Genomic DNA, 11,291 nt, shown 5'->3' on the forward strand with positions numbered 1-11,291 from the left:
TTTATGGCAGGTCATAGTAAATGGGCCAATACCAAGCATCGTAAAGCGGCTCAGGATAGTAAACGCGGCAAGGTTTTCACTAAAATAATCCGTGAGCTGGTGACTGCGGCCAGATTGGGCGGTGGCGACATCGGATCTAATCCACGGCTGCGGGCAGCAGTGGATAAGGCCCTGGCCAACAATATGACGCGCGATACGCTCAATCGAGCTATTGCCCGCGGCATCGGTGGTGACGAAGAGACCCAGATGGAAACCATCATCTATGAGGGGTACGGTCCTGGCGGTACGGCGGTGATGGTTGAATGTCTGAGCGACAACCGTAACCGCACGGTGGCCGAAGTACGTCATGCTTTCACCAAAACCGGCGGCAATCTGGGCACCGATGGTTCGGTCTCCTATTTGTTTACCAAAAAAGGCGTGATCTCGTATGCGCCGGGTCTGACCGAAGATCAGGTGATGGATGCGGCGTTGGACGCTGGCGCGGACGATGTGGTGACCTATGACGACGGCGCGATCGATGTCTATACGTCGCCGGAGGATTTCGGCCGCGTCAAGGACGCGCTGGACGCGGCGGGATTACATGCCGAGTTTTCCGAAGTGGGGCTGATTCCTTCCACCAAAGCGGATTTGGATGAGGAAACCGCGCCGAAATTGCTGCGGCTGATCGATCTACTGGAAGACTCCGATGATGTGCAGGAAGTTTACCACAATGGTGAGATCTCCGACGAGGTGGCGGCAACATTGTGATGGTGTCCCAGACCGGCGATAATCGCTGGCGCGGTGGCGGGATATGACCATTATTCTGGGCATCGACCCGGGCTCGCGCATCACCGGGTACGGTATTTTGCGCCAGCAAGGCCGGGTATTGACGTATCTCGGCAGCGGTTGTATCCGTACCAAGGTGGATGATTTGCCCAGCCGGTTGAAATTGATTTATGCCGGGGTCAGCGAAATTATTACCCAGTTCCAGCCGGATTTTTTCGCCATTGAACAAGTGTTTATGGCGAAAAATGCCGACTCGGCGCTAAAGCTCGGGCAGGCGCGCGGGGTGGCTATCGTGGCGGCGATGAATCATGATCTGCCGGTATTTGAATATGCCGCGCGCCAGGTTAAACAAACCGTGGTCGGTATCGGGTCGGCGGATAAAAGCCAGGTGCAGCATATGGTGCGGGTATTGCTAAAATTACCCGCTAGCCCCCAGGCCGATGCCGCCGATGCCCTGGCGATCGCCATCACCCATTGCCATGTTAACCAAAATGCGGTGCGCATGGGCAACAGCCGGTTAAATCTGGCTCGTGGCCGGTTAAGCTAATCATCGCCTTCGTACAGGTGCCTACGGGCGTGATGGGCAAGATCGTGAAGACGCCGTAAATTCATCGCTGGCGTGCGACGTTTTACTCTTCTTACCCATCATCCCCGATTCAAGGTTATGTGCAACTGGGTAATCGGTTTTGGCTGTATATTCATCCAGCCATTATTATGTTATAAACCTTATCCATGCTTACTAAAAAACCACAAGCCTGAAAGGAAGGTATACCGTGATCGGACGTCTTAGAGGCCTCATCCTGGAAAAACAGCCACCGCTGGTGTTGCTTGAGATCCAGGGGGTGGGTTATGAAATACATATGCCGATGACGTGTTTTTACGCCCTGCCGGAAATCGGTCAGGAAGCGATCATTTATACTCATTTTATCGTCAGGGAAGATGCGCAGCTGCTGTTCGGTTTTACCGACAAACAGGAGCGGGCGCTGTTTCGCGAGCTGATCAAAGTTAACGGTGTTGGGCCGAAACTGGCCTTGGCCATTCTGTCCGGCATGTCGGCGCAGCAGTTCGTCAATACGGTGGAACGCCAGGACATCAGCGCGTTAATCAAACTGCCCGGCGTCGGGACCAAAACCGCCGAACGCCTGGTGGTGGAGATGAAGGATCGCTTTAAGGGCATGCATGGCGACCTGTTCGCGGTGGGCGGTGTCGGTGACATGCCTCTTACGCCAAACCCTAGCGGTGCATCCGCAGACGATGCCGAATCCGAAGCGGTGGCGGCGCTGGTGTCACTGGGGTATAAACCTCAGGAGGCTAGCCGCATGGTCAGTAAAGTGGCGCGGCCCGGTGCCGATTGTGAATCAATGATCCGCGACGCCTTGCGTGCCGCGCTGTGAGGTAGGGGATGATTGAAGCAGACCGTTTAATTTCCGCCGGCGTGGTGATCGAAGAAGAGGTGATTGACCGGGCCATCCGGCCAAAAACCTTGGAAGATTACATTGGTCAGCCCCATGTGCGCGAGCAAATGGAAATCTTTATCCAAGCAGCTAAAATGCGCGGCGATGCGCTGGATCACCTGTTGATTTTTGGCCCCCCAGGGTTGGGTAAAACTACACTGGCGCACATTGTTGCCAATGAAATGGGAGTGAATTTACGATCCACCTCCGGGCCGGTACTGGAAAAACCAGGGGATCTTGCGGCCATGCTGACCAATCTGGAACCGCATGACCTGCTGTTTATCGATGAAATCCACCGTCTTTCCCCCGTGGTGGAAGAAGTGCTCTATCCTGCGATGGAAGATTATCAGTTGGATATCATGATCGGTGACGGCCCTGCTGCCCGATCGATTAAAATTGAGCTGCCGCCCTTTACGCTGGTGGGTGCGACCACCCGTGCTGGATCTTTGACGTCACCCCTGCGCGATCGTTTCGGCATCGTTCAGCGCCTGGAATTTTATCAGGTGGCGGATTTGCAGCATATTGTCAATCGCAGCGCCCAGTGCCTGGAATTGAGCATTACCGAATCCGGTGCTCATGAAATTGCCAAACGCGCACGTGGCACACCACGTATCGCCAACCGCCTGCTGCGTCGCGTACGGGATTTTGCCGATGTGCGCGCCCAGGGCATGATCTCCGACCAGGTAGCGGTTGATGCGTTAAATATGCTAAACGTGGATACCGAGGGTTTCGATTTTATGGACCGCAAGCTGCTGCTGGCGATTATCGATAAGTTTGTTGGCGGCCCGGTTGGGTTAGATAATCTGGCGGCAGCCATTGGTGAAGAAAAAGAAACCATTGAGGATGTACTGGAGCCGTTTCTGATTCAGCGAGGTTTTATCCAGCGCACCCCAAGAGGACGAATCGCCACCGCCCATGCTTACAAGCATTTCGGTATTGTACGGGGCGAACTGTGACCCGTCGTTTGCCTTAACGCAGGTCGGACGCTGCGCCTTTACGGGCTCAGTTCACTTTGGGCGAGGGAAACCAACGCACCTGCAGCGTGAAGTATGACGGGTATAGATGGTCGATAATCAACGCATCGGTATCTCAGGTTGTGAAATGCCGGCGCAGATGAGTGGCGTAAAGGTTATACCCGCTGGCGAATGAACAGGCTCAGGATAAATAACCCCGAGGCGCAAAGTACCACTGAGGGTCCGGCCGGGGTGTCATAGCGGGCCGAGAGTGCTAAACCACCGGTCACGGCGAGAGCACCAGCCACGACGGCTAACAGCGCCATTTGCTCTGGGGTGCGCGAAAATCGCCGGGCAGCGGCGGCGGGAATGATCAGCAGTGAGGTGATAATCAGCGCACCGACAAATTTCATGGCCAAACCGATGGTCAGGGCAGTGATCAACATCAATACCAGCTTCACCCGCGGCAGGCTGATGCCGTCCACATGGGCCAACTCCGGACTGACGGTCACCGAGAGCAACGCACGCCACTGCCAGGCCAGTACCAATAACACCACCGACACCCCGACGAGAATCAACATCACGTCCCCGAGCGTCACCGACAGCAAATCGCCAAACAGATAGGCCATCAAATCCACACGAACGTTAGACATCAGGCTCACCACCACTAAACCCAGGGATAAGGCACTGTGCGCCATAATCCCCAGCACAGTGTCGATGGCCAACTGTGGATAACGCTCCAGCCATACCAGCATCAATGCTAGCAATAGCGTCACCGCGATCACGGCGTAAAAGGGATTGATATTGAGCAGCAAGCCAAACGCCACGCCCAATAACGAGGCATGGGCCAGGGTATCGCCAAAATAGGACATTTTTCGCCATACCACGAATGACCCCAAGGGACCGGCGGCCATTGCCAGCAGTACCCCGGCCAGCCAGCCGGGTAACAGCAGTTCTAACATGACGTCTCATCCGTGTGTTGATCAATCACTTGGCCCTGCAGGTCGTGGCCATGAGTATGATGATGTCGATAAAGGGCCAATTGCGCCGCGCCGAAAGGTCCAAACATCGCGATAAATTCCGGATGGGCCGACACTGCTTCCGGCGAACCTGAGCAGCAAATATGCTGATTCAGACACAGTACCTCATCGGTTTTCGCCATGACCAAATGTAAATCATGAGAAACCATCAAAACCGCGCAGCCTAAGGTACAGCGGATTTTATCAATCAGATCATACAAGGCCACCTGACCGTTGACGTCCACGCCCTGAGTGGGTTCATCGAGTACCAACAACTGTGGCCGGTTGAGCAGCGCACGCGCCAGCAACACCCGCTGCATCTCGCCACCGGAGAGTTTTTGCATCGGTTGCTCCAGCAGATGACGGGCCTGAACCTGTTCCAACGCCGACGGCACGTCGGTTCTTTTCACCTTGGGACGCAGACGCATAAACCGCTCGACCGTCAGGGGCAGGGTCACATCGAGATGAATTTTCTGCGGCACATAACCGATACGCAACTGGGGCGCTTGCCACAAGGTGCCGGCGGTGGGGGCAATCAGGCCCAACACGACCCGCACCAGGGTGGATTTTCCCGCGCCATTGGGGCCCATGAGCGTAAGAATCCGCCCAGGCAGCAGGGAAAAGGAGACATCGTGTAAAACTTTTTTTTGCCCGAATGAGACAGAAATATGCTTGAGCGTTACCAGACTGGTCATGAGAATTACAGTTGCGAAACAGCCAAAATGTAATAATATCACACACCCTAGCGTTGCCGAAGAGAATGATCACCATGAATTTGCGGAAAAACTTTATCCGACTGTTGCTTACCGGCCTTTGTGCTCTGGTGGTTATTGGCGCCGAGGCCCATGCCAGCATTGTGGCATCCATCCGGCCGCTGGGATTTATCGCCGCCGCCATCGGCGATGGTGTGGTATCCACCGACGTATTGCTGCCGGACGGCGCATCACCCCACGATTACGCGCTGCGGCCATCGGATATTCAGCGGATCGGCAGCGCCGATCTGGTTGTTTGGGTCGGTCCGGAACTCGAAGCCTTTCTCGCTAAATCAGTGGGTGCTTTGCCACCTGAAAAAAACCTGACGCTCTCCACTGTGGCCGAGATCCAACCGCTATTAATCAAAGGTGATGATGATCATGATGCGTCAGACCATCAGGACGACGGTCATCACCACGGGCAATACAGCATGCACATTTGGCTATCCCCGGCCATTGCAGCTCAAATCGCTCTCGCCATCCACGATAGGTTAGTCGTACTGATGCCTGATAAAAAATCACAACTAGACGCCAATCTATTGTTTTTTACCGCGTCATTGACAAAAAATGACAAAAAAATCGCTACAATGCTTGCGCCGGTTAGCGGCAAAGGCTATTTCGTATTTCACGATGCTTACGGTTATTTTGAAAAAACCTTCGGTTTATCACCGTTGGGACATTTCACCGTCAATCCGGAAATACAGCCGGGCGCCAAGGCGCTACACAAAATTCGAACACAGTTGGTTGAGCAAAAGGCCGTGTGCGTTTTTGCTGAGCCACAATTCAGGCCGGCCGTTATCAATGCTGTCGCCAAAGGAACCAAGGTGCATATGGGGACCTTGGATCCTTTGGGAAACGGTGTCACCTTAGGCAGGGATAGTTACTTTACCTTCCTGTTGCAATTGACAAACCAGTATCTGAGCTGCCTGGAAAAAAACATATGAGGATAGGAATTAGTGCAGCAGGTACTTCGATCGCTCACCCTTGCGTATTACAGTCTGCCCAGGCCCCACCGCGTTTTATTAGGGTCTTTAACTGTTGTTACTCTCGCCGTCGCGGTTTGGCGACCATACGTACACTCCCCAGTGATGGATCCCGTAGCGCGTCGATCGATCACACTATCTAACAAACCCGTCCGGGAACTGGCCCCTGAAGCCAGTGGAACCCTCGATTCTTCAGCAGCAGTCAATGATGACGAGGTCCCCCCAGAGGATGATCTCGACGAAAAAATCGCCGGTGAAAAAGGGGTGCACGAATATGTGGTATCCTCCGGCGATACCCTCGGCAGCATACTGACGCAGTATGGTATTGAGATGTCCGACGTGAGCGAACTGGCCCAGCAGTTTCCCCAGTTACGCAACATCAAGATTGGACAACAAATTTCCTGGACCCTTAGCGATGCCGGTGAGTTGCAGCAACTGACCTGGGAAATTTCGCGCCGTGAAACGCGAACCTATGACCGGGTGGGTAACGGTTTTAAAGAAAGTATAGCCAATCAGGTGGGGGAATGGAAAAATATCACTCTGGATGGCGATATTAGCGGAAGTTTTGCCGCCAGCGCCCGTAAGGCTGGATTATCCACCGCCGAAGTCAGCGCGGTGATCAAGGCCATGCAATGGCAGTTGGATTTTCGAAAATTGAAAAAAGGCGATCAATTTTCCGTGCTAACCTCGCGTGAAATGCTGGCGGGGCATCGTGAACAAAGTGAACTGCTTGGTGTGCGCCTGAGTACCGGTGGTCACGATTATTATTCATTTCGCGCCGATGACGGAAAGTACTACAACCGTGACGGCGCAGGTCTGGCACGCGGATTCCTGCGTTTCCCCACCATGAAACACTATCGAATCTCATCCAGTTTCAACCCACGCCGATTGAATCCGGTGACCGGACGTATCTCGCCGCACCGCGGCGTTGACTTTGCCATGCCAGTGGGCACGCCGGTGCTGGCTGTTGGCGATGGCGAGGTGATGGTCAGCAAAAACGGCCATGGGGCGGGCAACTACGTTGCTATTCGTCATGGCCGGCAATATATGACACGCTACATGCACTTAAGCAAATTACTGGTTAAACCCGGACAAAAAGTGAAGCGCGGTGACCGTATTGCTTTGTCTGGCAATACCGGGCGATCTACCGGGCCACATTTACACTATGAAATCTGGATTAACCAGCAAGCCGTTAACCCGCTGACCGCGCAACTGCCACGCACCGAAGGACTGATGGGGAGAGATCGGCTGGATTATCTGGCGCAGGTGAGAACGATGATGCCGCAGTTAGCATTCACCAATTGATATACCCGTCATCTTTCAAGCTGCAGGTGTGTTGGCCGTGACTCGAAATCTTTAGGGTATATGTTATCTTAACGGCAGCCGGTAGATGATCGGCCGCTGTTTTATGTTTATCATTGCCGGGACGGTAGATGAATAAGGGACACAGAGCCCGCCTTTTCAATTGGCTTGGCCGGCCTTGCCTGGACAAGCGGTTGACAGTAAAGAGAAATGCATGGAAAACAATAACAAAACCAACGTCACTGAGTTTGTACCGCAGTTTACATCGGCGTTTTATCATCCACGCTACTGGGGCATTTGGTGCGGTATCGGTCTGATTGTCGGCGCCACCTATATTCCACCCCGGTTACGGGATCCCTTTTTGGGCGCCCTTGGCCGGCTGGCGGGAAAATTGGCCAAGGGTGCCCGTCACCGCGCCCGGGTTAATTTACACTACTGCATGCCTGAGCTTAGTGAATCAGCGCGGGAAAAAATCATTGATGAGATGTTTGCTACGGTGCCGCAATCCACGGTACTGATGGCCGAGCTGGCCTGTCGCAATCCCGAGCGGTTGCTAAGTCGGGTCAGATGGCATGGCCAGGAGTTGATCGAGCAGGCCACACAGCAACAGCGCAATATTATTTTTCTGGTGCCGCACGGCTGGGCGGTGGATGTGCCCGCTATGCTGATGTCCGCGCAAGGGAATAAGGTCGCCGGCATGTTCCACAACCAGCGTAATGAGCTGGTGGACTATATGTGGAATAGGGTGCGGCGGCGTTTCGGTGGTCGCCTGCATGCACGCAATGATGGGGTTAAACCTTTTGTCAGCTCGGTTCGCCAAGGCTGGTGGGGATACTACCTGCCGGATCAAGATCATGGCCCTGAACACAGTGAGTTTGTGGACTTTTTTGCCACCTACAAAGCAACGTTGCCCGCTATCGGCCGCCTGATGAAAATTTGCCGGGCGGCGGTCATTCCGCTGTTTCCTGTCTACGACAGTAAAACTGGCCAATTGGATATTTATGTGCGTCCGCCGATGGACGATATTGCCGCAGCGGATGATGCTTATATTGCGCGCAGGATGAACGAAGAAGTGGAAAATCTGGTGAGGCCGAATCCCGAACAGTACACCTGGATTCTTAAACTGCTAAAAACCCGCAAACCGGGCGACCCCGATCCCTACCGGCGCTGAAACCAAACAGGATCGGCGCTATGATGGGCCAAGCCAAAATAAAGGGTCAATACGCGGCTGTCGGCGGAGCGCATTGACTCTGGCGCGCCCGCCGGCCATCATACCGCCCCAGGCCCCTGGAGAGGTTTGCCAGCAGTCTGGGTGAGGTCTCACAGGTTTACTCGACCCGTAGGATCCGGCTGGTATTGGTGGTCCCCACCATACTCATCACATCACCTTGAGTCACGATCACCAAATCACCGGACATCAAAAAACCTTTATCGCGCAGCAGATTGACCGCATTGGTGGCGGCCAATACACCGTCACCGTCGCTGTCAAAATACACCGGCGTCACTCCGCGGTACAGCGCAGTAAGGTTCAGCGTATGCTCATGGCGCGACAGAGCAAAAATGGGCAAGCCGGAGCTGATACGCGACATCATCAACGATGTCCGACCCGATTCAGTCATGGTAATGATAGCGCTCACGCCTTTAAGGTGGTTCGCCGCGTACATGCTCGACATCGCTATCGCTTCTTCGATATTATCGAACTGTACGTCCAGACGATGTTTGGACACATTGATGCTGGGGATTTTTTCCGCGCCCAGGCATACCCGCGCCATGGCTGCCACCGTCTCCGCCGGGTACTGTCCCGCAGCGGTTTCAGCCGACAGCATCACCGCATCAGTACCATCGAGCACGGCATTGGCCACATCCATTACCTCAGCGCGGGTGGGCATGGGATTGGTTATCATGGATTCCATCATCTGCGTGGCGGTAATGACCGCGCGATTGAGCTTGCGGGCGCGGCGAATCAGCTTTTTCTGAATGCCTACCAGCTCAGGATCGCCAATTTCCACTCCTAAATCACCACGAGCTACCATGACCACGTCAGAGGCCAGAATAATATCATCCATGGCTTCATCACTGGCAACCGCCTCGGCGCGTTCCACCTTGGCGACGATCTTGGCGTTACAGCCGGCGTCGCGTGCCAGACGACGTGCCAGGTTCAAATCCTCACCGGTACGGGGAAATGAAACTGCCAGATAATCGACCCCGATTTTAGCGGCAGTAATAATATCGGCCTTATCTTTTTCCGTCAGTGCCGGGGCCGAGAGCCCTCCGCCCATCTTATTAATGCCTTTGTTGTTCGACAATGGGCCGCCGACGGTCACGTCGGTAAAAACCTTCATGCCCTGGACTTCTCGCACCTTTAACTGTACCCGACCGTCATCAAGCAACAAAATATCACCGGGTACCACATCACCGGGCAGGCCTTTGTAATCGATGCCCACCTGTTCACGATCGCCTTCGCCAACGGCCAGATTGGCGTCAAGCAAAAACTTGTCGCCCACACTAAGGAATACCTTGCCTTCTTTAAATGTCGAAACACGAATCTTCGGTCCTTGTAAATCCCCTAATATCGCCACATGCCGTCCAAGCTTGGCGGTAATTTCCCGTACCTTATTGGCACGGATAAAGTGGTCTTCCGCCGTACCATGGGAAAAATTAAGGCGCACCACGTTAGCACCAGCTGCAATAATTTTTTCTAAATTATTGTCACGATCGGTGGCAGGCCCTAGGGTAGTTACAATCTTGGTTCTTCTGAGCCGTCTGGACATTGATAACTCCGTTGACTTGAATAAATAGGTCGTGCAAAACATCGGATGCAGCGAATCCGGCCAACCATAACCCTGCTTCGGCGCCCGTTTTCGATAGTCCGGCTGTGTTAAATGGCTCCTCATCCTGGCGGTAAACCGCGTCGTTGCAGAAGCTCAATAAAGGTTATTTTTCATATGATACGATATTAATCAAATTTATATGTTGCTAAATCGGCTTTATCAAAACGCGATTCCTTTAATGCTTCCTTGACTCGCTTCAAGTTATCCCTGAATTTAGCGCCACGGCGCAGCGTAAAGCCGGTGGCCAACACATCAATCAGCGTCAATTGAGCAATTCGCGATATCATCGGCATAAAGACATCGGTATCTTCGGGTACATCCAACGCCAGGGTAAGTGATGCTTCATGGGCTAGGGGCGAGTACTGCGTCGTGATGGCGATTACAGTAGCATCATTCTCCCGTGCCAGTCGCGCCAAATCCACCAGCATTTTAGTGCGGCCGGTATGGGAAATGAGCACAACCACATCACCTTCGCTGGAGTTCATGCAGCTCATGCGCTGCATAACAATATCCTCGGAGTAGACGATGGGAATGTTAAAGCGGAAAAATTTATTCATTGCATCATGCGCTACCGCCGCTGACGAACCCAGACCAAAAAATGAGATTTTTTTCGCCTGAGTCAATAAATCCACGGCGCGGTTGACCGCGGCGATGTCCAGATGGGTCTTAACGTGCTCCAGACTTGCCATGGTGGATTCGAAAATCTTCACGGTATAGGAATCAACACCGTCGTTTTCGTCCACGTTGCGGTTTACATATGGCGTGCCATTAGCCAAACTCTGGGCTAGCTGTAATTTAAAATCTGGATAGCCTTTGGTATCCAGACGGCGGCAAAATCGATTAACGGTAGGCTCGCTGACGTCGGCCATCCTGGCGAGAATGGCTATACTGGAATGAATGGCAATTTGCGGTGCGGCAAGGATCGTTTCTGCCACTTTGCGCTCAGATTTACTCAGCAATTCCATATGACTGTTGATCTTGTCCAGCATGTTCATAAGTAAATAGCTCATGGGTTTGACCGATTTCACACAAAGGAGAAATCATTACCGATTTAATGAAATATACTACGAGCCGTACTGTAAAGGCAGTTAATCCGGTGTACCAGCGGGTTTTTTTGCCAGACTATGACCTGTGTCTAACTTTCAGAATTGTAATTTATTGACATTCCTGTTATTAAATTACATTTTTTGATGAGTATTTGGTCGATTTTAATGAAAAGTCCGCTTGCCACA

General features: G+C 53.1%; 11 protein-coding genes. 7 read left to right on the forward strand and 4 right to left on the reverse strand.

Features of this window, described 5'->3' with window-relative positions:
- The first annotated feature begins 3 nt into the window (after window positions 1-3).
- From SJI19_RS20935 to ruvB, 4 genes are all read left to right on the forward strand, one after another.
- Window positions 4-747 carry a YebC/PmpR family DNA-binding transcriptional regulator gene (locus SJI19_RS20935; RefSeq protein ID WP_323480202.1) on the forward strand — a complete coding sequence of 248 codons (744 nt, stop codon included), beginning with the start codon at window positions 4-6 and terminating at the stop codon, window positions 745-747.
- A 43-nt stretch (window positions 748-790) separates the two neighbouring features.
- Entirely contained in the window at window positions 791-1,312 is a 522-nt protein-coding gene (gene ruvC, locus SJI19_RS20940) for a crossover junction endodeoxyribonuclease RuvC (protein WP_323480203.1), read from the forward strand.
- 226 nt (window positions 1,313-1,538) lie between these two features.
- The gene (gene ruvA, locus SJI19_RS20945; protein WP_323480204.1) at window positions 1,539-2,159 is read left to right on the forward strand and encodes a Holliday junction branch migration protein RuvA; all 621 of its coding nucleotides are present in this window, start codon (window positions 1,539-1,541) and stop codon (window positions 2,157-2,159) included.
- 8 nt (window positions 2,160-2,167) lie between these two features.
- A complete protein-coding gene (ruvB, locus tag SJI19_RS20950; RefSeq protein ID WP_323480205.1) occupies window positions 2,168-3,175 on the forward strand; it encodes a Holliday junction branch migration DNA helicase RuvB in 1,008 nt (335 codons plus the stop codon).
- Window positions 3,176-3,348: 173 nt separating this feature from the next.
- On the opposite strand, the gene znuB is transcribed toward ruvB, so the two are convergent.
- Complete coding sequence (gene znuB, locus SJI19_RS20955; protein ID WP_323480206.1) at window positions 3,349-4,134, reverse strand: zinc ABC transporter permease subunit ZnuB; 786 nt, start codon at window positions 4,132-4,134, stop codon at window positions 3,349-3,351.
- Window positions 4,128-4,886: a zinc ABC transporter ATP-binding protein ZnuC gene (znuC, locus tag SJI19_RS20960; RefSeq protein WP_323480207.1), complete on the reverse strand. Its 759-nt coding sequence runs from the start codon at window positions 4,884-4,886 to the stop codon at window positions 4,128-4,130. The genes znuB and znuC overlap by 7 nt, the downstream gene beginning before the upstream one ends.
- Before the next feature lie 74 nt (window positions 4,887-4,960).
- Between znuC and znuA the strand changes: the two genes are divergently transcribed.
- From znuA to lpxM, 3 genes are all read left to right on the forward strand, one after another.
- Window positions 4,961-5,887 (forward strand): zinc ABC transporter substrate-binding protein ZnuA, encoded by a 927-nt coding sequence (gene znuA, locus SJI19_RS20965; protein WP_323480208.1) that lies wholly within the window; start codon window positions 4,961-4,963, stop codon window positions 5,885-5,887.
- A gap of 12 nt (window positions 5,888-5,899) precedes the next feature.
- The gene (mepM, locus tag SJI19_RS20970; protein WP_323480209.1) at window positions 5,900-7,231 is read left to right on the forward strand and encodes a murein DD-endopeptidase MepM; all 1,332 of its coding nucleotides are present in this window, start codon (window positions 5,900-5,902) and stop codon (window positions 7,229-7,231) included.
- A gap of 211 nt (window positions 7,232-7,442) precedes the next feature.
- Window positions 7,443-8,399, forward strand: coding sequence for a lauroyl-Kdo(2)-lipid IV(A) myristoyltransferase (gene lpxM, locus SJI19_RS20975; protein WP_323480210.1), 957 nt, complete (start codon window positions 7,443-7,445; stop codon window positions 8,397-8,399).
- Between the two features lie 157 nt (window positions 8,400-8,556).
- Here lpxM and pyk read toward each other — a convergent pair whose 3' ends face one another.
- Both pyk and SJI19_RS20985 read right to left on the reverse strand, forming a co-directional pair.
- Window positions 8,557-9,999, reverse strand: a complete 1,443-nt coding sequence (gene pyk, locus SJI19_RS20980; RefSeq protein WP_323480211.1) for a pyruvate kinase — start codon at window positions 9,997-9,999, stop codon at window positions 8,557-8,559.
- Window positions 10,000-10,184: 185 nt separating this feature from the next.
- Window positions 10,185-11,054, reverse strand: a complete 870-nt coding sequence (locus SJI19_RS20985; protein WP_323480226.1) for a MurR/RpiR family transcriptional regulator — start codon at window positions 11,052-11,054, stop codon at window positions 10,185-10,187.
- Between the last annotated feature and the right edge of the window lie 237 nt (window positions 11,055-11,291).

Origin of the sequence: Acerihabitans sp. TG2, assembly GCF_035013185.1 — a bacterium.
Classification (GTDB): domain Bacteria; phylum Pseudomonadota; class Gammaproteobacteria; order Enterobacterales; family Enterobacteriaceae; genus Acerihabitans.